This window comes from Acinetobacter sp., from assembly GCF_039596015.1.
Lineage (GTDB): Bacteria > Pseudomonadota > Gammaproteobacteria > Pseudomonadales > Moraxellaceae > Acinetobacter.
This window is the reverse complement of sequence record NZ_JBCNKN010000003.1, coordinates 242,419-264,657: the sequence shown is the minus strand read 5'-3', so window position 1 is coordinate 264,657 and position 22,239 is coordinate 242,419. Positions and strand designations below refer to the sequence as shown.

The window sequence follows — 22,239 nt, the reverse complement described above, 5'->3', positions numbered from 1 at the left end:
GGGGCTTTATTATGAATAAATCTAACATTATTGACTATATCTATATTGAAAATTTACATGGCTATAAAAATATCAAAATTGATTTTGATTCACCATATTTAATATTATTATCAGAAAATGGACAAGGGAAATCAACAATTTTAAGAATAATAAAGAGCTGTTTAAGTCTCGAATTAAAAAATTTAGAAAATATTAAATTCGAAAAAATTGTTATTAAATTTACAGAAACTGAAGAAAAAGCTATCTTAAAAAAAGAAGATCTTGATTTTGAATATAACTCATATGCTTACGATTTCATCAAAAAAAGACTGCCTGAAACTGATTTTAACAAATTAATTTATCTAGTTGAGAAAAATCACAATTATGAATATATTATTGATTTTATAAAAAACACTCCATCAGCAAGAAAAATTAACATCCCTACTGGTGCAATAAGAGAGTTAATATCTGAAAAACAAAAAATAATTGAAAATGAGAACATTAATAGATTCACTCAAATAATTGAGAATAATTTTAAAAAAGAAATACTCTACCTACCAACATATAGACGAATTGAACAATTAATGGAAGAGCTTAATTCTGATATTATTAAAGATAAAAATATTCAATTTGGATTGCAAGATGTAAAGAATAGAATTGAAGAAATTAGAAAAAATATTCTTTCTTCATCAAACGATACAATGTCAAGAATTAATAGTGAAATTCTAAAAAAACTCATTAATGGCTTAGAAATTAATGATGAAGAGCTAAAAATAATTGAAGACAATAAAAAAGATATAGATTTATTATTAAATCGATTTGGAAAAAATTTAACAGATGAAGAGAAGCGAAAAATTAAAAAAGCAACTTTCAAAAATAATTCCGAAAAAAATGATACTGCACTGATATATTTTATTTCCAAAATGTTTAATGGTTTTTTCGAACAACGAAAAAAAGATCAAGCACTTAAAAATTTCACTGAAACATGTACAAAATACTTCAACAATAAAACAATGAATTATGATGAAAATTCAATAAATGTTTCTGTAAATCTCATTCAAAATAAAATTATTTGTAAAGATGAAATCCCTTTAGAGGATTTATCATCTGGGGAAAAACAAATTGTTTCACTATTCTCTAAACTATTTTTAGAGGAAGAGAAAGAGTATTTTATCCTTTTTGATGAACCAGAATTATCTCTTTCTGTTGAATGGCAAAAAATGCTTTTAAAAGATGTACTAACAGCCCCTTCCTGTCATATGCTCCTCTGCATGACTCATAGTCCTTTTATTTTTGATAATCTTGAAGAAATAACATGTGATCTAAATGACTTTTTCTTAAAGAATATGGAGATTAGTGAAAATGACTAATCGCAAAGAAAAAATGGAAGCATTTAAAGAGGAAATGTCTGTAATTTTTAGAGACTATCTAAAAAGTAGACGTATTAAAGAAAAATCAATTCAATTAATAGTAGAGGGAAAAGATGATCCTAAATATTATATTTCTAGATTCAGCAATATCTTAAGCATTGATTGGAATATTACTTCTGTTGGAGGTAAAAAAAAGGTACTTGCTTTAAAGGAAATACTTGAAAAGCATAGAATCTATAAAAATGATAAATGTTATTACTTTGTAGACAAAGATTTTGATCAAAAAGTTACCTTAGACAAAGTATACTGTACTCCGGCTTATTCTATTGAGAATTTTTACCTCCACACAGAGAGTATCAAGAATACAATTTTGTCAGAATGTGGATTAAGTAATTCAAAACTTGAAAATAGACATGAAATCATTGATTTTATTATTCAAGATTATGAGTATTTAATTAAAAACTTTCACACAAACAAAAAAACCATCAAATTAAATAGTGTTTTTAAATTCATTAGATTGAAAAATATTAATATCCCCTCTCTTGATAAAATCTTAAAAATTGAGTTTATTGGAAAGGATACTGTCAATATAAAGTTAAAACATCAACCAGATTATTTAACTTTAAGAAAATCAAATATTTCTGAATTCAAGGAATTTACAAAAAAACCAGATTACAAAGATTTAATTTCAGATCCACTAAATAGCTTTAGAGGAAAGCAACAAATATTGTTTTTAAAATCCTATTTAAAGCGTCTTTATGAAAATGGTGAGCTAAGCGAAATAATTCTTGAAAAATTTCAAGTAAAAATAAAACTTGAAAATCCATCTATGGCTGATAAAGTTTTAAGCAACTTATCGAATTATGCGTATACGCCAGAGTGTCTTAAAGAGTTTTTATGTGAAATAAACTCTGAAAATAAAGTTACAAATGCAGTATAATTAAATATTTTCTTTAATTAGCTTTATAAACATAAAGCTCTATCTATTAAGGAATCAAGAGAATTATAATGTATTTCTTAGTTTCTATATTAAAAGTCTCCCTTGATAAAGGGAGACTTTATCATGTGATTAATTTGATACGCGTGATCCCCTCTCCTTTTTTTAAAGGAGAGGGCTAGGGAGAGGATTTAAAACTACTCCCCTCTCAACACACCCAACTTATTCCAAACCTCAGGCGTTAAAAAAGTCACCACTAACTTATTTAAATCCACATAACGCAACAAACCATTAAGCTGCTGTTTAATCTCAGGGGTCTTAAGAATTTCCTCACCCGTAATCTGACCTAACTGCTGAAAACTCTCTCCAACGGCTTGCATACCATCTGCCTGAATCACCGCCTTAGCTTGAGTCGAACATTGATCGACCAAAATACGCTGTAACACCTGCGCCACGTTTTTATCCAGTGCGGTTTTTTGCTCTGCGGTCACATGGCTAAACTGTTTTAAGTCGGGATGGCTAGACAACGCCACAAACGTCCACTGTAACACCGTGGTTTTATCCGTTGCAGTTGTTGATTTCACCAAACAATCACTCAAGCGGTCAACGGTTGGGCTTGCCATGCTCATTTGTGTTGTACCCAATACTGCGGCTGCCAGCAAAAGCACTCGGCCTAAAGACGTACGTTTATGTGATGCAAACATTTCAAAACTCCATTCCATGATTGGCTTTTGTATCGCATCATACGCCAAAATATCAAGCAATGGCGATGTTAGATTGGTCGATGAAGTGTAGCGAATAATTCCAGTACATGCCTCACCCTGATATTTTCATCTGACCGATAAATCGCATAAATTGGGGCAATATTGGGTTTCTTTGCCGTTAAAGTTCGATACACAATTTGCTTATTCCAAATATCCTGAATAGATATGGGCACAATGGATAAGCCGATCCCTGCTGCAATCAGGTTTAAACACGAAGTTAAACGTGGTGCTTCCTGCACAATATTGGGACTGAACCCTGCCTGATAGCAATTCGCCAAAATATTATCAAATAAATCCTGTCCACCAAGTCGTCGATATAACACAAACTCATAAGGCTCTAAGTCTTTCAGTTGGATATTGCCTGACTGCTCTGCCAAAGGATGATTACTCGGCAAAGCCACAACCAATGGTTCGTCTAAAACATGGGTACTTTGAAGCTGTGTCTGCATTGATGCGGGTTTGCGTACAAATGCGATATCCAGTTTTTCATTCATGACCGCATCAATTAAGACACTACTGCTATCTTCTTCAAGTCGAATTGAAACCGCAGGGAAGTTCTCTCTAAACTGGCGTAATAAGGTCGGTAAAAAAGGATGCAAACCAATTGAATGGGTAAAGCCAATATTCAATTGCCCTTCTTTACCTTGGGCAATGTTATGGACTCTTTGGGGAATGACACTGGCATGTGCCAATATGGTCACAGCTTCCTGATACAACGCCTTGCCTGCTTCGGTAACTTCCACACCACGAGGCAAACGTTTTAACAGTGCTGTATTGAGTTCTTGTTCCAGACTCTGAATAAGTCGTGTAAGCGGTGGTTGCTGCATATGTAATCGCTGAGCAGCCTTTGAAATGTTACTTTCTTCAACCACCGCTACAAATGCCTTGAGTTTATGAATATCAATCATAAGCATACCTAAAAAGTATGTTTTGTGTAAAAAATAGCATTTGTAAATATAACATAGGGCTTTCAAACTATAGCGAATAAATGAAATTTACACATGATTTTTATGATGGAAAGCAAAGTTCTCGTCCAGTCCTCACCAACCAATACCGAACTTTTTTTAGGGTTTCTAAAATTAGGCATGATGGGATTTGGTGGTGTTCTCCCTTTGGCACATCGACTGATTGTTGAAGAGAAAAATTGGTTAAGCGCCCAACAATTTACTGACTTGCTTGGTATTTGCCAAATCCTCCCCGGAGGCAATATCGTCAATATGTCTGTTGCCATTGGCATGCGTTTTCAGGGGATTAAAGGCGCAATCTATTCAATTTTAGGGCTCATTTGTGTCCCGACACTTTGTGTCATTTTGCTTTATTCTTTTTATCAAAACTTCCAGTCTATCCCTTGGGTGGAACACCTGATTTTAGGACTGTCTGCCACCGCAGCAGGTCTACTCTTTGCCACAGGGTTTAAACTGCTTAGGTCAATTATTCAAAAACCACTCACCTTTCCAACCCTCATTTTAACCTTCGTTTTAATGGTTGGGTTCAAGCTCCCATTACTGTTCACCTTGCTCATTTTGGTGGGTTTAAATATTGTTTTATTGCAGGTGAAAAAATGAATCTCGTTTTACTTCAACTGACGTTTCTTTTTACCGAATTATCATTGCTTGCCTTTGGTGGTGGCGTCACTGTTTTGCCAGAAATGCGTCATCAAGTGGTCGATATTCATCATTGGCTGAGCAATGACCAATTCAGTGCTATGTTCGCGCTATCTCAGGCCGCACCAGGGCCGAATATGATGATTTCACCTTTAATTGGTTGGCATGTGGCAGGGTTAAGCGGTCTAATTGTGACTTCGATTGCCAAATTTGCACCATCATCCATGGTAACCCTATACACCCTTCATTTCTGGGATCGTTTTAAAGCACATCCTTTTCGCCAGATTTTTGAAAAGGCTCTCAAACCGATTACGGTTGGGCTGGTTCTGGTCAGTGCTTATTTTATTGCACAACCTTCTTTTGATCATTTTAGTCTCATTTTCATTATTATCATCACAGCGCTATGCGGTATTTTTACCAAACTGCATCCAATGTGGCTCATGCTATTGGGCGCAGGGTTAGGGGTTCTTTTGCTAGGCTAGTCCACAATGTTTAAATCAACCATTGAAGTCTTATGAGGGATAAAAACAAAAATAATCAGCAAAAAGTCACTTGTATAATGAAAACAACCAAAGTGAATATAGAAAATTTTTTAAGGAACGATTAAACGCGGTGGTGCAAAAAAATGCCTTTAAAGCGATTTAACTCACTTCAAAGGCATGTTTGTATATTATTTTAAAATCGATTCAAAGGCTTTCAGACGCTTATAAATTGAAAGCAATTCAATGATGGTTTTCCATGAATTAATCAAATACTGGAAAGACTCACGAACTTTATCAAATACATTACCAATCTGATTGATTAAACCTAAGGTCATGGTTCCCGCAGCAATTGATGGGAACAAAACCACCAGACTAAACAACACATCTAACTGGGCGTACCACGTACTGACCAAATTGAAGTAAGCATAATGGAAATACAGTCGGAAATAATTTTTACGCACATTGGTGAATAATTCTTTTAATGTTTCAGGTTGGGCGCGTTGTTCATAATCTTCACCATAAACCAGCTCTTTACGATAAGCCGCTTCAACCAACTGATTATTAAACTCAAGTCCAGGCAGTTTAATCCCCACCACCATCAACAAGAATGTTCCAAAAATAGCCCAACCAACTGCTGCATAAACCAAAGAATATTTCACTTCACCAATAATCGGCAACGCAGGTACATGTGCAGAAAGTTGCATCAACACAGGTAAAAAGGCAATCAAAATCATGATAGCCTTAATAAAGCTCACTCCAAGTGCTTCTAGCGTTGTGGCAAAACGCATGGTGTCTTCTTGCACACGCTGTGAAGCCCCTTCGATATGACGCAATTTCGCCCAATGTGAAGCATAATATTCATTCATAGCAGTTCGCCAGCGGAAAATATAATGACTGACAAAGAACGAGTTAATCACCGCAACCGTCACAGCAACCATCGCAATCCATAAAAAAGTGAGCGTTCCAAAATAAAGATCTTTGATATTTCCGCCACCGCTACCCAGCATTTTCTGGATTAGATCCCAAAATGGGCCATACCACGCATTAATCGCAACACTGACCTGCACATTAAACCAAATATTAAACAGGATAAAAGCCGAACCCCAAATGGACCAAGCATGCCAACGATGATATGCCACAATGCGCCAAAAGGTTGCAAACAGTGCTACCGAACACCAAAACCAGATATAAAACCATAAAACAGCAGGTGCCCAAAAACGACTTACACCAACGGGTAACTCGGCCATAGCATAGCCTGTAGGAAAACCGAGTAGCGTTCCCCACTCTCGCCCTCCCGAATACCATAAAATTAAATTAATAAAAAACCAGACCACAAAAGAAAGCAAAAAAGCTTTTGGTGATGGAAAAAATGATTTAAACATTATGTAGGTGTAATCCTGTTGTCGATCATATCATGAACAAATTATCGGCATGATACTGATTTCAAGCTGAAAAAGATGGCAAATCTATGTAATTTTATGTGATCTTTTTAAAATAAGGGTATTTTTTTGCGAAGCACTCCCCCTCAAAAAAAGAGTGCTACTTTTCCTTTACTCAATTCTACATATTTAACCATGCCACGCATAAAATCAGCATCAATTGTAGTCCAATGACCAAACCAAAGAGCCACCATCCTGTCCTCTTCATCGCTGCACCTTTTACAGTCATCATTTTCATTGTTATCTCTCCTGTAAATTATGTTTTTAAATGCCATTCGCAATCCATCACACTGGCATCATGAGTAAATATTAAGCAAAACTTATACCAATCGCAAGATTCAGATCTATTCATGTTTTATAAATAACTGACCTTCTCCACTCAAATGACCTCAATACAGCATAAAATTTCAAAAATGAAAAAGCGTTTTTTAAACTCAATCATCAAGGTGTGTCATCACATTCACGCAATCTGCTAAACCCAACCTATTTCAGGTTTTGTCTCATTTCAAAATCCTTCACCATTGAAAATATAGACAAATTTTCCATAATTTCTTTTGTTTTTTGGTCTTTTTCTAAACTCATTTACAAATTATTTGCCTCTTTTCAGGATTTAGCATTTACAATAGTGCTCATTATTTCGCTTTTTATCGTGTCGTTGCTTTTTGCCCCAATACGCAAAGTACGGCCAAACCGTCTTGTAGTGATCGTGATTTTTCTATGTACGCCATTATTATTATCAGTATTTTTCTGATTAGTTTGCTTTATACCTATTTCCGTGGAAAAGAGCGGCTCAAGCTTTCACGTCAATTATTTGACCATTCTACCTTTTTGGGCCCTGTGAACATGTTTATGACGGGCTTTTCCCGTCTGCCAGCCCAGCCATTTTTTAATGTCGAAGAATTTCCAGAGCTAAAGCCACTACAAGATAACTGGCAAGTGATTCGCGATGAAGCCTTATTATTACAAGGTAAAATCAAAGCTGCCGATAGCAATAATGATGCTGGATTTAACACCTTTTTTAAACGTGGCTGGAAACGCTTCTATTTAAAATGGTATAGTGACAGTCACCCATCGGCACGTCAGCTTTGCCCAAAAACCGTAGCATTACTTGAGCAAATTCCATCAGTAAAAGCCGCAATGTTTGCCGAATTACCTTCAGGCAGCTATTTAGGCAAACACCGTGACCCTTATGCAGGTTCAATTCGCTATCACTTGGGTTTAAGCACCCCCAATGATGACGCATGTTTTATCGAAGTCGATCAGGAACGTCATAGCTGGCGTGATGGTGAAGCAACACTCTTTGATGAAACTTATGTACACTGGGCAGAAAATAAAGCGGATCAAACGCGTATTATTTTGTTCTGTGATATTGAACGCCCAATGAAATGGCGATGGGCACAAAGTTTTAACCATTGGTTTGGTAAAAATGTCATGTCTGCTTCTGCATCACCAAATGATGCACAAGACCAAACAGGTTTCATTAACCGTATCTTCAAATATTTTTATGCGATTCATGCCAAAGGCCGTGAACTGAAATCTAAAAACCGTAAGTTATATTACCTCACCAAATGGGTTATGTTTTTAGTGGTTATTGCCCTGATTTTATTACCAAGTTTCTTGTAAAAATCAAAAAGAAGAATTGGACAAATCCAATTCTTCTTTTTTTAAACGCCTGACTGAATAATATTGACCGTTCCCGTAACAATCATATCCACCGCAATTGTTCCAATCAATAACGCTGATAATCGCCCGACAATATCAAAATAATAATCGATATATTTAGCATGTTTATAACGAAGATGGTCGTGCATAAACTTCATTAAAATCAGAATAATACAAGTTAAACTTAAGGTTACAACCATCACAACTGCAGTCTTGGTCATTCCAACATCCATCCCTGTTACAATTGCCGCACTAATCGTTCCCGGGCCAATCATAAAAGGCATAGCCACTGTTCCCGCCAAATGTTCAGGTGCACCACGAATAGCACCAATCGTATCCGCCCCCTGAAACACATAACGATAACCAATCACCAGAAAAATAATACCGCCAAAAATCTGAAATGATTCAAAGCGCACATTCAAATATCGGGTAAATATGGCTTCTCCACCCCATGCAAACATAAGGAAGACAAAGAAAGCCAAAAGACTGCCCTGAATCAGTGCCTTATTGAATATTTTTGCTTCGGTATTTCGGATCATACCGATCATGTAAATGCTCATCAAAAATGGATTAAGCAAAGAAAAGAATAATGCAAATGAATGAATATACGGCGATAGCATAAAATATACTCAATTTAAATTTATGGTGATGAATAAGAAATTTAGAATTTGTCTTCACTACACTGAAGGCTTTGTTTGATTAAGGATTAAAATGGCATGATGTATCTGGCTCGTCATACGCATGGCTCGACGCATGATAAAGCCTATTAATGCAACCTTGAGTCATGTCGTCTCGGTACATTAAATAAATGTAGGTCGCATACCAGATATCCCGATCAGACCCGATCTCATCGGGAAAACCCCAAATTTATATTTTAATTTCAGCACCCAATAACTTCACAAACTGCGCCAACCATGCAGGATGTGCAGGCCATGCAGGTGCAGTCACCAAATGCCCATCGGTCACGGCTTCGGTCACCGCAATATCGGCATAGGTTCCACCTGCTAATCGCACTTCTGCGGCACAAGCTGGATAGGCTGAACAGGTTTTTCCCGATAAAATACCTGCTGCGGCTAACAATTGTGCACCGTGGCACACTGCAGCAATCGGTTTTTGAGCATGATCAAATGCCTGTACAATTTCAATGACACGTGGGTACATACGTAAATATTCAGGAGCCCGACCACCTGGAATCACCAGTCCAATATAATGATCGGTATTCACCGCATCAAAGTCATAATTCAGTACAAAATTATGTCCACGTTTTTCGCTATAGGTTTGCTGCCCATCAAAATCATGAATTGCTGTTGCAATACTATCGCCATTTTTCTTATCTGGACAAACAGCATGAACCTCATACCCCAGTCCAGTTAAAAACTGAAAAGGCACCATCGTTTCATAATCTTCTGCATAGTCACCGACCAACATTAATAACTGTTTACTCATGAATGACTCCACTCATTTTTAATTTTCGTTTTAAGCTTAAAATAGCACAAAAAAAAATCAACCCATGTAAGGTTATCAATATGATGTAATTTCTTTACAGATTCCCATCAATATCAGCGTGATATCATTTTTAGGGCATCTAAAACACCTTATTTACAAATGATCGTGAAAAATCATCACTCCAATATCTAATCCAAATATCCCGATATAGAACCACAAAAAAAACAACCGCTCCAAAGAGCGGTTTTTTAAGAAAAGAATCCTTAAGCTGCAATGACTTTGGCAATCGACTCTGCAACATAATAGACATTTTTTTGATTTAATCCTGCAACACACATACGACCACTGCGTAACAGGTAAATCGCAAATTCATCGCGTAAACGATCCACTTGCTCAGCCGTTAAACCTGTATAGCTAAACATGCCGCGTTGTTTTACCAAATAACTAAAGTCACGCTCTGGCACACGCTGTACAAGTTCATCACGTAAAATCGTACGCATTTGTGTAATACGGTCACACATACCTTGCAATTCTTCTTGCCAATCCAGTTTTAACGCTTCATCACGCAAAACAGTATCGACCAACACAGCACCTGTTGTTGCTGGACTTGAATAAATACGACGTACTGTCGCTTTAAATTGCCCCAATACATGCTCGGCATCTTCAGCCGAATCACACACCGCAGTCAATCCGCCAATACGTTCGCCATATAAAGAGAAGATTTTAGAGAACGAGTTGCTCAATAAGAACTTCGCCCCAGCCTGATCCAACGCACGAATTGCATACGCATCTTTTTCCAAGTCTTCTGCAAAGCCCTGATAAGCAATATCAAGGAATGGAATCAAATTACGCTCAATCAGAACTGCAATGACCTGATCCCACTGCTCTGGTGTTAAGTCTGCACCTGTCGGGTTATGACAGCAAGGATGCAACAACACAATATCTTGCTCTGGAAGCTGTTTTAAACATGCCAGCATTTCACCAAACGCAACGCCATTGGTCGCAGCATCGAAATATGGATATTCAGCAACTTCAAACCCTGCCCCCTGAAAAATCGCAATATGATTTTCCCATGTTGGACGGCTGACCCACACTTTCGAGCTTGGGAAATATTTTTTAAGAAAATCTGCACCGACTTTCAGCGCGCCAGATCCACCTAAAGTTTGAATGGTCACCGCACGCTGCTCAGCTTTTGCTGGGCTGTTATTTCCCAATAAAAGCGCCTGTGTGCTGTCACAATACGATTTTAAACCAGACATTGGTAAATAAAGCTTTGCCTTATCGATATCCTGATTGGCACGTAAAGCGGCTTGTTTTACTGCGTTTAATTGAGGAACAATGCCTTCTTCCGTGTAATAAAGTCCAATACTAAGATTCACTTTATTTTGGCGTTCATCTTTTTGGAATTTTTCCATCAAGGTTAGAATTGGGTCGCCTGCATAAGGCTCTACATGCTGAAACATAACTGATCAATCCTGATTATTGCTCCAGCATTATAACCATAGATACGCCTTGTAGTTTGCCTGATTTTTAATCGGTTATACGTGCTTTTGCACCTTGCTCAATTTGTTCTAAAATTGGACAATCTGCTTCCATATCACCACTGCAACAGATCACCGTTTCCTGCAACGTCTCCACCATCGATTGCAAATGGGCAATCCGTTGTTCAAGCTGCTGAATATGTTGCAATGCCAACTGTTTCACTTCGGCACTATGCCGAGCCTGATTACGCCACAGTGCCAATAACGCTTTAATCTGCACAATGGAAAAATCAAGCTCTCGGGCATGGGCGATAAAATGCAAACTTTTAATGTCTTGCTCAGAATAAACCCGATAACCGGCTTCGGTACGCTGAATATCAGACAGTAATCCCATACTTTCATAATAACGAATCATCTTATTCGACAAGCCCGTTAATTGAGCCACTTGCCCAATACTCTTCGCATCTTTCATCAAGGATTTATCCTCTATTAAACCTCTTGCCACATCATTCATTCTCACTTTTATCAGCGAAAATTCAAACCTATGCTGCAGCAAAAAAACCTTTAAACCGTTTTAAACGCAAGGCATTTCCAAGAACAAAAACCGAAGACATTGCCATTGCAAATGCAGCAAACATCGGTGAAAGCAAAATGCCATACGCTGGATATAACGCACCTGCTGCAACAGGAATCAAAGCGGCATTGTAAATAAACGCCCAAAACAGATTTTGGCGAATATTACGCATGGTCGCCTGACTTAGTGCAATTGCATTTCCCACACCCTGTAAATTGCCCGACATTAACACCACATCGGCAGACTCAATAGCAACATCGGTTCCTGTTCCCACAGCAATCCCAATATCTGCCGCAGCCAGTGCAGGTGCGTCATTGATGCCATCGCCTACAAATGCCAGCGTTCCATATTGTTGTTGTAGCTTTTGAACAGCGGCGACTTTCCCTTCAGGTAACACTTCCGCAACGACTTCATCAATCCCTAACTCCCGAGCAATGGTATGCGCTGTGGTATGGTGATCCCCCGTGATCATGGCAACCTTTAACCCCAGTTGATGCAAATGCTGAATCGCACTGACTGTAGTCGGTTTAATCGGGTCAGAAACAACTAGCATTGCAGCTAATTTCCGATCTATCGCCACATAAATCGGGGTTTTACCCTGTGCCGCCCACTGTTCAGCTTGCGCTTCAAACTGTTCTAATGAAAGCCCAAGTTGCTGCATTAAACGGGCAGCGCCCAAATGAACCTGTTGCCCCGCAACATTCGCTTCGACACCATAGCCTGTCAGTGCAGTAAATTGCTGCACAGGAAGCAGTGACACCTGTTGCTGTGTTGCATGTTGCACAATCGCCAACGCAATTGGATGTTCAGATTTCGCTTCGACAGAGGCAATCTGTGCCAAAACCTGTTGTTGATCAAAATCTAGTAAAGTCACAAACTCTGTGAGTGTTGGTTTTCCTTCGGTCAGTGTGCCTGTTTTATCTAAGGCAATAATTTTCGCCCCGTGCAAATTTTGTAAGGCATCGCCTTGTTTAAACAAAATTCCCAACTCTGCACCACGCCCTGTACTCACCATAATCGACGTCGGAGTTGCCAAGCCCATCGCACACGGACACGCAATAATCAGAACCGCAACCGCATTGACCAGACTCATGCTTAACGCAGGTTGTGGGCCAAAAATCCACCACACCACAAATGTTAATGCAGCCAACCCCATCACAACAGGTACAAACCACATTGTGACTTTATCAACAATTGCCTGAATCGGTAACTTACTGGCTTGTGCCTGCTCAACCAAACGAATAATCTGTGATAAAACCGTATCTGCCCCAACCGCAGTTGCCTGAACGGTCAGAAACCCTTGCTGATTGATTGTTCCAGCAACAACCTGTTCCCCTTGTTTTTTCGGTACAGGAATCGATTCGCCAGTAATCATCGACTCATCAACAAAACTTTGCCCATCAACTACTTTGGCATCAACTGGTATTTTTTCACCCGGCTGAATCAGCAGTAACATCCCCTGTTTTACTTCACGAATGTCCACTTCCTGCACTTCGCCAGCTTGCAGAACTTTCGCGGTTTTCGGTTGCAAACCCAACAAATGTTGAATCGCCTGTGAAGTACGACCTTTGGCTTTGGCTTCCAGATAGCGCCCAAGTAAAATCAAGGTAACAATGACTGCTGCCGATTCAAAATAAACCTGAACATTATTGGGTGGTAGCACATCTGGTAAAAATACCGCCACACATGAAAACCCATAGGCAGCCAATGTTCCAACGGCAACCAGTGAATTCATGTCAGGGGCAAAACGCAATAAAGCAGGAATGCCTTTTTGATAAAAACGTCTTCCCGCAAAAACCAGAACCAATGTGGTCAGCACAAATTGAACTAGCCAACTGTTGTGCATCCCTATTTGCATCCCCACCCAGTGGTGAAAAGCAGGGAAAAGATGTCCGCCCATTTCCAAAATAAACACAGGCGCAGTCAACAGCAACGCCAGATAAAAATCACGCTTTAAATGTGCTGCTTCTTGTTCTCTACGTTCTGCCAATTCATCAACCTGACTGGCTTGTTCTGGCTGAACCAGTGCTGCGTCATAGCCCGCTTTTTCAACCGCATGAATTAACGCCTGAACATCGGATAAATGTTGCACCTGCACCACTGCTTTTTCAGTCGCCAGATTAACTGTTGCATCCTGCACACCTTCAACTTTTTTTAACGCCCGTTCAACACGTGCCACACAAGATGCACAGGTCATGCCCTGAACATTTAATTCAATGCTTTGCTCTGGTTCATATACGCCAAACCCTGCACGCTCTACCGCATGTACAAGGGCATGACGATCTAACGCCATATCACTTTGAATATTCGCCTGTTCGGTTGCCAAATTGACCGTTACATCAGCAACGCCCTCGACTTTTCGTAAAGCCCTCTCGACTCGTCCAACACATGATGCACAGGTCATACCTGTAATTTGTAAACTTTGTATATAAGGATGTTGTGACTGGTTCATAGCAGATCCTCAAGCAACAAAATAATCAATTTCATTTAGCTTAAACCTTAACATAAGGTCAAGGTCAACCTATTCAATAACATTTATTCTCATTTAAAAACCCTTGACCTTACCCTCATGGTAAGCTCTAAAATGAGTCGAAATAATTTCTCGGAGATACAACGATGAAACTTGAAATTCAAAATATGACCTGTGGCGGATGTGCGCGCAGTGTTACCGCAACCATTAAAGAACTTGACCCTGCTGCACAGGTCAATATTGATATTGACAGTAAAATTGTCGATGTTGAAACAAAACTGAATATTGATCAGGTCACTCAAGCCCTTACCGAAGACGGCTTCCCACCTGTTGTAAAAAACTAAAATCAGGCGATAAGGCAAATCGGCTTATGATTTGCCTTAGCTCTATTTATATGTTGTTTTTAAAAAATTTATTCAATCATTGCAAATTAGAAAAAAGAATAAGGTTTAATCCCGTCTTAAAAAAGGTTTTAAACAACGAATCAAGAATGACTCATCTTTAGGCTGCATAGTCGATAGTTCCTTGATGGCATCTTCAACCTGCATTTGTCCGCACGTGTTTTTCTTCGAAATTGAGCGATAACGTGGATAAACAATTAATGTTCCCGCAATCAACTCTAACAAGGTCAATGTTCTTTTTTCTCGTGGTGAAGCCAAATAATCCTGAGTCAGTCCCCAACCCGAATAAAACGGTAAACCGTAACAATAAACTTTTTTTCCCCGAATTAACGCCTCAAAACCTGTGAGCGATGTCATAACATGAATTTCATCTGCCCATTCAATCCAGTCGAGGATATTCCCTTCCGCACTGATCTTATTACACAATAAATTTGCCCGATCATACGCCAGACTATCTGTTCGCCAACCTGACACAACATCAGGATGGGGGCGATATAAAATGTAATCTTGCGAGTTGGCTTTATATACCGTTTCAAGTAATTCAATATTTTTTTTAATGGCAGGAGAACCATATTCCAGCGAGGCATCTCCCTCAACCTGACCAATGACCAGTATTTTTTTCCGATCCGAAATATCAGGAAAATCCACCTGCACATTGAGTAAATTATACTTGCTTAACTTATTTTGAATTAAATCTGTCTGGATTTGTGCCGCACGGGTCAATAACTCCCGACTCCACAACGAACCATTTAAAACTTTTTCTAACCGAGAAACCTGTTGCGTATTAAAATACATCCCGCAGTCATCAAACACCCACGAAACAGGTTGCGTTAGGGCAGCACCCAACCCTATCGAACGTAAAAAACCGTCCTCTACCCGCACAAGTGTGCAATGCTTTTCTTCAAAACCTGTTAATGGCGCCATCCCCCATACAACAATGACAGACTGCACGGGGATCTCTGAAAGCTTGGCTACTCTTTTTAACTTGGTATTGGGTATAAATTTTTTAAGAATCAGAAATTTTCGATATGAAAAACCATATACATACGCTTGATGTATAGTCGACCAATCTATCATATCGTTCATAGACTCATTTCTTCGCCTGTTCCAATTTCTGCATGAGCGCCTCAACACATTCAAAATGCTGTGACCATTCCCAATGTTGATAATGCGCTAAACGCTCTAACTGCAATACTCTTTTTTCAGATGTTGGCTGCATATAATCTTCAATATAAGACATCCATGACACACCATCTATTGGGTGAATAAACTCGGGAATCTGCTGCCCGATTTCATTAAACACCTCAATGTCACTTGCCAACACAGGCACACCCAAATAAAGCGCCTCGACCAGTGGCAACCCATACCCTTCGACATAACTTGGGAAAAGCAATGCACGAGCATTCTTTAACACATCCACAATTCGGCTATCAGATGCAGACGGAATTTCCACCAGACACTGTCGAATTGCAGGACTGCGTTCTAGCAAGTCCATGACTTGCTCGCACTCCCAACCTCGTTGACCAATCAAAACCAGTTTAGGCGTTTGCGCTTTATATTTTTCAAAAAGCTCTCGCCAAATATGCAAAATGGTCAGATGATTTTTTCGAGGTTCAATGGTACTCAGCATGACAAAATAATTTTGCCCAAGATTTTTTATAAAATCTTCATCTGGCTGACTTTGGGGCTGTTGAGTTAAAAACTTACAACTTAACCAAGCAACTTCGGTTGGCGGCAAGGCCATCTGGTTTTGCTCGGCAAAGGCTGCAAGTTGCTGTTGGGTAAATGCAGAATTGACTAAAATCCCGCCATCCGCCCGAAGCACATTCAACATCCGTTTTACATGCAAATCTTTTTCTGCTGGTCGGCAAAACTCAGGATGTGTAATCGGAATCAGGTCATGAATAAAAAATATAGGAATGAGTTTGAGACGAAGGATCTTGTTGATATATTCTTCGGACTCCAACCCCTTATGATTGATGTTGAAATAAAAACACCCTTCATAATCCCCCAAATGACTTGGGGTAAGAAACATACTTTTCACTAAAGTATGAATCCAGAAATTCCTCGACTTTTGTTTTGGATTATTCAACAACAGATGAAATAACTGCTCTGAAGTCTTTTTATCCAAAACCGTAACTTTTGACTTCCATGCAATGATCGCCTGCGCATTTTTAGAAAAATAATCTATATATGCTAGACATACACGGTCTACTCCCGTTGCATTTTTACCTTTGATAATACGTAAAAGTAAACGAGTAACATCTATTAAAACAGGCTTTTGCATAACACTTCTATTTACTGAGTAACTGCTTTGGTATTCGCCACAGGGCTAGTGATAGAACCAATGATACTCAAGAATTTTTGCAATTCTGTACCAGAAGCATTTGAAACATATAAAATATCTTTATCTTTTAAAGTAAAGCGTTGAACCATCGCCATTGCATCTGGCTTGGTTAAATCTAAACGATAAATGATTGGTTGACCGACAGCCTGTACAGATGAAGCTTCATCAATACTTGCATTTTTACGGAAAACAAACACCCCTTTCGGGTCTGCACGATAATCATTTAAACCAGCTGTTTTGGCAATCGCTTCAGCAAGTGTCAAACCTTCATCACCAAAAGGAACAGTGGTATTGGCGTTAGACGCACCCAACACAGAAATGGTGTACGGGTCTTGTAAAACTCGAACTGTATCACCTGGGTATAAATAGAAGTTCAAAAGATCCTGTCTAGATAAATCTGATGCTCTAACCGTGATTCTATTTCCACCACGACTCACCAGCAGACTAGTACTTTTTATCTTTTTAATATCGACAACATTTGGTAATACATCAATTAGTCGTTCGCCCTTTGGCGTCAAAGGCAAGGTTAATGAACGACCATCGCTAATAATGGAGATCGAGTTATGATTATTTTGAACCAAACGCGCAATGACTTGAGGCTTATTGGCAATTTTTGATAAATGACCACGAATCGTATCTTCAATATCGGTTAAAGAACGTCCTGTCGCACGAACCTTTCCAACAAAAGGAACAACGATATATCCCTGACTACTCACGATTTGTTCTGGCAGATTTAAAATACCGCCCGAAATCCCAATTGAGTCTGAAGATGAACCCACACCAGCAGAACCAAATAAAACCGCAGGAGGCGCTTCCCACATCGAAATCTGGATGACATCACCCGCCCCTAATTTTAGGTTTGGTTTGGCTCTTTGCCAAAGTCCCAAATCTGGTGCGTTTTGAAAGCCACCAGATAGCCCCTGAATGTTTTGAGCATTGATATCTAAAACAGGAATATTATCGGGAATCGATTGGGATTTAATAATTTCACTGTTGGAAGGACCAGAGCCAGGGAGAAACGCTGATGTACATGCGGTTTGAATAACCAAACCTAAACAAAGTATTAAAACTTTAAATTTCGAAGTTGATTGCGTCATGATAATTTAATCTACACTATTCCTGTAACATCCAACTTAATGTTTCTTTTAGTGGAGTGAATTGTAGCGATGGCACAAGAGACAAAAGATGATTTGGATCACCAGTCAGCACCCGCAATTCATTTGGGCGAACTAATTTAGCATCAACCTCTACAACGAGTTGATGACCTGTTAATTCGGCACATGATTCTAACAAGTTATTTAATGTATAACCATATCCACTACACAAATTTACTATTTCGCCTTGTGCTTCACTTAACAGTAAACCCGCATAGCACTGTGCAATATCCCTTACATCATTAAATTCACGTGTTACATTCAAATTGCCTAAAGATATCTTTTCGGCCTTTTTGTAGAAATGTTCTACAATCTTTGGAACAAGGAAATTATTACTTTGCCCACGACCTGTATAGTTAAAAGGACGGACAATTAATAAAGGCAGGCGGTCACCATAAATATTTTGAGCAAGTGTCTCCATAGATAACTTACTCATTGCGTAATGGTTTATCGGTGCAGGAGAAATTAATTCAGAAACTGGATTAACTTTAGGGTTGCCGTAAACATTAGCACTACTAGCTAAAATAACTTTTTCAACATTTGGTTTAGCTAAAGTTATCGCATTTAATAAATTCAGTGTTCCAACTACGTTTGTATTATAAAAATCACTTTCATTGGCATGCCCAACAAAAGCAATTGCTGCAAGATGTATAACGTAATCTGGCTGAACTGTTTCAACTAATTTAATAAGTGACTCTTGATCCAGTAGATTTCCATATACTTCATTTGTACTTTTGGGTTCATGAGTCGTCATACAAACAACCTGGAGCTGTAATCGCTCCAGAGCTGCTTTAACGTATTGACCCGTAAAACCAGTACCACCAGTTAACAGAACAATTTTTTTCATTTTTTTACTCAGAAAGAGAAACCAGCTTTATTACGGCGTAAATCTGCTTCGACCATCATTTGGCACAACTCTTCTAAACTTGTATTAGGCTGCCAACCTAATTTTTCTTTTGCATGTTCAGGATTACCAATCAACAAATCAACTTCTGCTGGACGATAGAACTTAGGATTAACGCGCATAACAGTTTTACCTGTAGCAACATCAATCGCAATTTCGTTTTCCTCTTTTCCTTGGAATTCAACAGTAATATCAGCAGCTTTAAATGCTAAGCGAACAAAATCACGTACTGTTTCTGTACGATTTGTTGCCAAAACAAAAGTATCAGGCTCATCTGCTTGCAGCATTAAATACATGCCTTCAACATATTCTTTAGCAAAACCCCAATCTCGTTTTGCATCTAAATTACCTAATTCAAGGCAATCCAATTTACCTAATTTAATTTTCGCAACAGAATCGGTAATTTTACGTGTCACAAACTCACGACCACGTAAAGGTGATTCATGGTTAAATAAAATACCACTGCTACCAAAAATACCATATGATTCACGATAGTTCACAGTAAGCCAATGCGCATATAATTTTGCTACACCGTATGGGCTACGTGGGTAAAATGGTGTTCTTTCTGTTTGAGGTACTTCTTGAACCAAACCAAACATTTCTGAAGTTGATGCTTGATAGAAACGAATTTTAGGATTAATGATGCGAATCGCTTCTAACAAATGAGCAGCACCTAATCCTGTGATATGCGCTGTCGCCAAAGGTTGTTCAAATGACACGCCAACAAAGCTTTGTGCAGCTAAGTTATAAATTTCATCTGGTTGAATACGAGCAACAAGGTGTACGCTTGCAGCTTGGTCTGTTAAATCATATTCAACTAAATGTAAGTTAGGATGTTTTTCAATTCCTAACTCTTCAATACGCCAAAAGTTTACAGAACTTGTACGACGGTATGTTCCATACACTTCATAGCCTTTATTTAACAATAATTCTGCTAAATATGCGCCATCTTGGCCTGTAATACCTGTAACAATTGCTTTTTTCACAGTTTCACCTTTTGTTAAACAATAACTCTAAAATAATTTTTATGATAAGTTAATAAGCTCTCAATTAATAAAGACCATCTTATTTCTTTAAATTAAAATGAAAGATTTTTTAATTTCGTTCATAGAAATCTTTTGCCTCATCATAGCTGCTAAATTCTGTCAAATAACCAGAATCTAAATAACAATACCTATTACAATATTCATGTAAAATATTCATATCATGAGTCACTAATATTAAAGAAGAATCTTTCCTCTTTTCTAAAAGTTCATATCTACATTTATCTCTAAAACGAGCATCACCTACCGATATTACTTCATCAATCAAATAACAATCAAAATTAATTGACATAGATACAGCAAATGCAAGCCTAGCTAGCATTCCACTAGAATAAGTTCTTATAGGCTCATATAAATGATAACCTAATTCAGAAAAATCATTAATCTGATCAATAACAGTTTTATAGTCAACACCATAAACTCTGCAAATAAATTTCGTATTATCTAGGCCAGATAAAGTGGATTGAAATCCTCCAGTAAAAGCTAATGGCCAAGATATCGACATACCTCTATCTATATATCCAGAAGATGGGTTCTCCACCCCGCCAAGTACCTTAATTAAAGTAGACTTACCTGCACCATTTTTACCCAATATTCCTAGACGCTCTCCTTTATTTAACGTAAATGAAATATCATGCAATATACTTATATCCCCTCTTCTAGTGGGATAAGATTTAGTTACTTTATCTAATATCAAACTCATTAATCATCCTTAATATTCTTAATAATAATTTGATTTAGAAGTCCCTTAACCTTATTAGAAAACATGTTTTCAATATTTTCTTTTTTAGTTTCATATTTATTTCGCATATTTTCTTCAATAATCATAAATTTCTTCTGAATTTCAAAAAGACCTTTACCATCATCATTTAAAAATAATGCTTTTTTATATGTTTCAATATTTGATTCAACACTAAATTTAGCTTGCTCAAAATTTACAGCCTTTTTATTCAAGCTATATGCTTCTATCATTTGAGATAGCTGAACATAGTTACCAATTTCAAACATTTTAAATCGATTAGGATTATATCTAGCAAACTGCATAAATGCTTTTGTTCTAGATGCAAGAATATTTGCTCCAACATCCACAGCAATTGACATTGGTCCTGATGCGGATTGACCAACTTCTAAATATGGAAGAACTACAATATCGCAGATACTCATAGCTTTAGGGAAGTCATTATCAGTTAGACTTCCCATAAAATGAATACGATCTGATAAATTTTCAGGAGATTTTTCAATCAATAACTTTTCAAATTCATCAACATTTAAATTTGTTCTAATATTAGAAACAAAATTATTATCCCCACTTATGACTGTTCTATTTGGCTGTACCATATCTAATAATGATTTAACATAGCCATCAATTTCTGAATTCTTTGTAATTGCATTTGGATGTAATCCGCCAAAAATTGCTAAATGATAATTTTCTGGTAAAAGTTTTAATGCTTTTATTGCTGTTTCAATACCTTTATATTTCCCCATAAAACCAAAAACACCTAATAGAACATCCCCATCTTTTAACTTTACAGCTAAACTTGGGAAATTATCTTCTATCGTTGTATTCTCTTTTACTATTCTTACTTCGTCTTTTGACAAATATGCTAGAGGATGATCATATACATTTTTAAAATTATTTACTAATCTAAAATTTCTCGCATCACGACGGGTATGTGTCACGATACTCGTTGGCTTATACATTTGAGCATTTTTTATAATTTTATTAACACCAAACTCTAAATCATCCATCTTATTATTAGATTTATATACTTGAACAGATTGTTTTAATTTACCTTTAGTCAAATATTTTAAAGCACTTTCTTTAGCCGTTCCTGTTAGAATAGTATGAAATGTAATACATATCTTTGGAGATGCGTAAACAAATTTTTTAAATCTACTTAAAATATCTTCTGTTGAAATACCTAAAGTTCCATGCTCCAATTGGATATTTACACAGTCATAATTTTTCAGCTCAGAACAAATTCTTTTGACTTCCTTTTCTGCTAATCTTTTAATTTTCTTATTATTTGATCTAAAAACATATTGATCCAAATCAAATACAGTTATTTCATAAAAGTCATCTAATTGTTTCATTAAATGCCTAGTATAACTAGCGATACCACAAAGATCATCAAATGTACTAATAATTGCTAACTTTTTTTTCATAACCTAACCAACCTAA

Annotated in this window: 21 protein-coding genes; 6 read left to right on the top strand and 15 right to left on the bottom strand. The window is 37.6% G+C overall.

Annotated elements, in window-relative coordinates:
* The first annotated feature begins 11 nt into the window (after positions 1–11).
* Positions 12–1,349, top strand: a complete 1,338-nt coding sequence (locus ABDV70_RS04780) for an AAA family ATPase (RefSeq protein WP_343595843.1) — start codon at positions 12–14, stop codon at positions 1,347–1,349.
* Entirely contained in the window at positions 1,342–2,289 is a 948-nt protein-coding gene (locus ABDV70_RS04775) for a DUF4435 domain-containing protein (RefSeq protein WP_343595841.1), read from the top strand. Before ABDV70_RS04780 ends, ABDV70_RS04775 begins: the two co-directional genes overlap by 8 nt.
* 194 nt (positions 2,290–2,483) lie before the next feature.
* On the opposite strand, the gene ABDV70_RS04770 is transcribed toward ABDV70_RS04775, so the two are convergent.
* Both ABDV70_RS04770 and ABDV70_RS04765 read right to left on the bottom strand, forming a co-directional pair.
* Positions 2,484–2,990 (bottom strand): hypothetical protein, encoded by a 507-nt coding sequence (locus ABDV70_RS04770; RefSeq protein ID WP_343595839.1) that lies wholly within the window; start codon positions 2,988–2,990, stop codon positions 2,484–2,486.
* A gap of 68 nt (positions 2,991–3,058) precedes the next feature.
* The gene (locus tag ABDV70_RS04765) at positions 3,059–3,958 is read right to left on the bottom strand and encodes a LysR family transcriptional regulator (RefSeq protein WP_343595837.1); all 900 of its coding nucleotides are present in this window, start codon (positions 3,956–3,958) and stop codon (positions 3,059–3,061) included.
* A gap of 105 nt (positions 3,959–4,063) precedes the next feature.
* Between ABDV70_RS04765 and ABDV70_RS04760 the strand changes: the two genes are divergently transcribed.
* Both ABDV70_RS04760 and ABDV70_RS04755 read left to right on the top strand, forming a co-directional pair.
* Entirely contained in the window at positions 4,064–4,615 is a 552-nt protein-coding gene (locus ABDV70_RS04760; RefSeq protein ID WP_343595971.1) for a chromate transporter, read from the top strand.
* Complete coding sequence (locus ABDV70_RS04755) at positions 4,612–5,136, top strand: chromate transporter (RefSeq protein WP_343595835.1); 525 nt, start codon at positions 4,612–4,614, stop codon at positions 5,134–5,136. The genes ABDV70_RS04760 and ABDV70_RS04755 overlap by 4 nt, the downstream gene beginning before the upstream one ends.
* A 188-nt stretch (positions 5,137–5,324) precedes the next feature.
* Here the strand turns inward: ABDV70_RS04755 and sbmA are convergent, their stop codons facing one another.
* Entirely contained in the window at positions 5,325–6,518 is a 1,194-nt protein-coding gene (gene sbmA, locus ABDV70_RS04750; RefSeq protein WP_343595833.1) for a peptide antibiotic transporter SbmA, read from the bottom strand.
* A gap of 774 nt (positions 6,519–7,292) precedes the next feature.
* Here sbmA and lpxO point away from each other — a divergent pair.
* On the top strand, positions 7,293–8,198 hold the full coding sequence (gene lpxO / locus ABDV70_RS04745; RefSeq protein WP_343595831.1) for a lipid A hydroxylase LpxO: 906 nt from the start codon (positions 7,293–7,295) through the stop codon (positions 8,196–8,198).
* A gap of 41 nt (positions 8,199–8,239) precedes the next feature.
* On the opposite strand, the gene ABDV70_RS04740 is transcribed toward lpxO, so the two are convergent.
* From ABDV70_RS04740 to ABDV70_RS04720, 5 genes are all read right to left on the bottom strand, one after another.
* Entirely contained in the window at positions 8,240–8,857 is a 618-nt protein-coding gene (locus tag ABDV70_RS04740) for a MarC family protein (protein WP_343595830.1), read from the bottom strand.
* A gap of 247 nt (positions 8,858–9,104) precedes the next feature.
* Positions 9,105–9,683 carry a DJ-1/PfpI family protein gene (locus ABDV70_RS04735; RefSeq protein WP_343595829.1) on the bottom strand — a complete coding sequence of 193 codons (579 nt, stop codon included), beginning with the start codon at positions 9,681–9,683 and terminating at the stop codon, positions 9,105–9,107.
* Between the two features lie 263 nt (positions 9,684–9,946).
* Positions 9,947–11,146, bottom strand: coding sequence for an amino acid aminotransferase (locus ABDV70_RS04730; RefSeq protein ID WP_343595827.1), 1,200 nt, complete (start codon positions 11,144–11,146; stop codon positions 9,947–9,949).
* A 67-nt stretch (positions 11,147–11,213) separates the two neighbouring features.
* Positions 11,214–11,636, bottom strand: coding sequence for a Cu(I)-responsive transcriptional regulator (cueR, locus tag ABDV70_RS04725; RefSeq protein ID WP_343595825.1), 423 nt, complete (start codon positions 11,634–11,636; stop codon positions 11,214–11,216).
* 70 nt (positions 11,637–11,706) lie between these two features.
* Positions 11,707–14,190 (bottom strand): heavy metal translocating P-type ATPase, encoded by a 2,484-nt coding sequence (locus tag ABDV70_RS04720; RefSeq protein ID WP_343595824.1) that lies wholly within the window; start codon positions 14,188–14,190, stop codon positions 11,707–11,709.
* Positions 14,191–14,354: 164 nt separating this feature from the next.
* Between ABDV70_RS04720 and ABDV70_RS04715 the strand changes: the two genes are divergently transcribed.
* Positions 14,355–14,552, top strand: a complete 198-nt coding sequence (locus ABDV70_RS04715) for a heavy-metal-associated domain-containing protein (RefSeq protein ID WP_343595823.1) — start codon at positions 14,355–14,357, stop codon at positions 14,550–14,552.
* A gap of 105 nt (positions 14,553–14,657) precedes the next feature.
* On the opposite strand, the gene ABDV70_RS04710 is transcribed toward ABDV70_RS04715, so the two are convergent.
* The 7 genes from ABDV70_RS04710 to ABDV70_RS04680 form a co-directional block, all read right to left on the bottom strand.
* Positions 14,658–15,695: a hypothetical protein gene (locus tag ABDV70_RS04710; RefSeq protein ID WP_343595822.1), complete on the bottom strand. Its 1,038-nt coding sequence runs from the start codon at positions 15,693–15,695 to the stop codon at positions 14,658–14,660.
* Between the two features lie 4 nt (positions 15,696–15,699).
* A complete protein-coding gene (locus ABDV70_RS04705; RefSeq protein ID WP_343595821.1) occupies positions 15,700–16,896 on the bottom strand; it encodes a glycosyltransferase family 1 protein in 1,197 nt (398 codons plus the stop codon).
* Positions 16,897–16,907: 11 nt separating this feature from the next.
* Entirely contained in the window at positions 16,908–18,053 is a 1,146-nt protein-coding gene (locus ABDV70_RS04700; protein WP_343595819.1) for a polysaccharide biosynthesis/export family protein, read from the bottom strand.
* Positions 18,054–18,069: 16 nt separating this feature from the next.
* Positions 18,070–18,957 carry an NAD-dependent epimerase/dehydratase family protein gene (locus ABDV70_RS04695; protein ID WP_343595817.1) on the bottom strand — a complete coding sequence of 296 codons (888 nt, stop codon included), beginning with the start codon at positions 18,955–18,957 and terminating at the stop codon, positions 18,070–18,072.
* A gap of 8 nt (positions 18,958–18,965) precedes the next feature.
* Positions 18,966–20,000: a GDP-mannose 4,6-dehydratase gene (gmd, locus tag ABDV70_RS04690; protein ID WP_151778373.1), complete on the bottom strand. Its 1,035-nt coding sequence runs from the start codon at positions 19,998–20,000 to the stop codon at positions 18,966–18,968.
* Between the two features lie 109 nt (positions 20,001–20,109).
* Positions 20,110–20,760, bottom strand: coding sequence for an ABC transporter ATP-binding protein (locus ABDV70_RS04685; protein WP_343595812.1), 651 nt, complete (start codon positions 20,758–20,760; stop codon positions 20,110–20,112).
* Positions 20,760–22,223, bottom strand: coding sequence for a hypothetical protein (locus ABDV70_RS04680; RefSeq protein ID WP_343595810.1), 1,464 nt, complete (start codon positions 22,221–22,223; stop codon positions 20,760–20,762). The genes ABDV70_RS04685 and ABDV70_RS04680 overlap by 1 nt, the downstream gene beginning before the upstream one ends.
* Positions 22,224–22,239: the final 16 nt, after the last annotated feature.

Excerpts from the sequence above, each read along its gene's own strand:
- ABDV70_RS04685 (WP_343595812.1), bottom strand. The coding sequence starts at position 20,760 with ATGAGTTTGATATTAGATAAAGTAACTAAATCTTATCCCACTAGAAGA.
- lpxO (WP_343595831.1), top strand. The coding sequence starts at position 7,293 with ATGTACGCCATTATTATTATCAGTATTTTTCTGATTAGTTTGCTTTAT.
- ABDV70_RS04680 (WP_343595810.1), bottom strand. The coding sequence starts at position 22,223 with ATGAAAAAAAAGTTAGCAATTATTAGTACATTTGATGATCTTTGTGGT.
- ABDV70_RS04720 (WP_343595824.1), bottom strand. The coding sequence starts at position 14,190 with ATGAACCAGTCACAACATCCTTATATACAAAGTTTACAAATTACAGGT.
- ABDV70_RS04730 (WP_343595827.1), bottom strand. The coding sequence starts at position 11,146 with ATGTTTCAGCATGTAGAGCCTTATGCAGGCGACCCAATTCTAACCTTG.
- ABDV70_RS04735 (WP_343595829.1), bottom strand. The coding sequence starts at position 9,683 with ATGAGTAAACAGTTATTAATGTTGGTCGGTGACTATGCAGAAGATTAT.
- ABDV70_RS04740 (WP_343595830.1), bottom strand. The coding sequence starts at position 8,857 with ATGCTATCGCCGTATATTCATTCATTTGCATTATTCTTTTCTTTGCTT.
- ABDV70_RS04695 (WP_343595817.1), bottom strand. The coding sequence starts at position 18,957 with ATGAAAAAAATTGTTCTGTTAACTGGTGGTACTGGTTTTACGGGTCAA.
- cueR (WP_343595825.1), bottom strand. The coding sequence starts at position 11,636 with ATGAAAGATGCGAAGAGTATTGGGCAAGTGGCTCAATTAACGGGCTTG.
- ABDV70_RS04770 (WP_343595839.1), bottom strand. The coding sequence starts at position 2,990 with ATGTTTGCATCACATAAACGTACGTCTTTAGGCCGAGTGCTTTTGCTG.
- ABDV70_RS04710 (WP_343595822.1), bottom strand. The coding sequence starts at position 15,695 with ATGAACGATATGATAGATTGGTCGACTATACATCAAGCGTATGTATAT.
- sbmA (WP_343595833.1), bottom strand. The coding sequence starts at position 6,518 with ATGTTTAAATCATTTTTTCCATCACCAAAAGCTTTTTTGCTTTCTTTT.
- ABDV70_RS04755 (WP_343595835.1), top strand. The coding sequence starts at position 4,612 with ATGAATCTCGTTTTACTTCAACTGACGTTTCTTTTTACCGAATTATCA.
- ABDV70_RS04715 (WP_343595823.1), top strand. The coding sequence starts at position 14,355 with ATGAAACTTGAAATTCAAAATATGACCTGTGGCGGATGTGCGCGCAGT.
- ABDV70_RS04780 (WP_343595843.1), top strand. The coding sequence starts at position 12 with ATGAATAAATCTAACATTATTGACTATATCTATATTGAAAATTTACAT.
- ABDV70_RS04700 (WP_343595819.1), bottom strand. The coding sequence starts at position 18,053 with ATGACGCAATCAACTTCGAAATTTAAAGTTTTAATACTTTGTTTAGGT.
- ABDV70_RS04705 (WP_343595821.1), bottom strand. The coding sequence starts at position 16,896 with ATGCAAAAGCCTGTTTTAATAGATGTTACTCGTTTACTTTTACGTATT.
- ABDV70_RS04765 (WP_343595837.1), bottom strand. The coding sequence starts at position 3,958 with ATGATTGATATTCATAAACTCAAGGCATTTGTAGCGGTGGTTGAAGAA.
- ABDV70_RS04760 (WP_343595971.1), top strand. The coding sequence starts at position 4,064 with ATGGAAAGCAAAGTTCTCGTCCAGTCCTCACCAACCAATACCGAACTT.
- ABDV70_RS04775 (WP_343595841.1), top strand. The coding sequence starts at position 1,342 with ATGACTAATCGCAAAGAAAAAATGGAAGCATTTAAAGAGGAAATGTCT.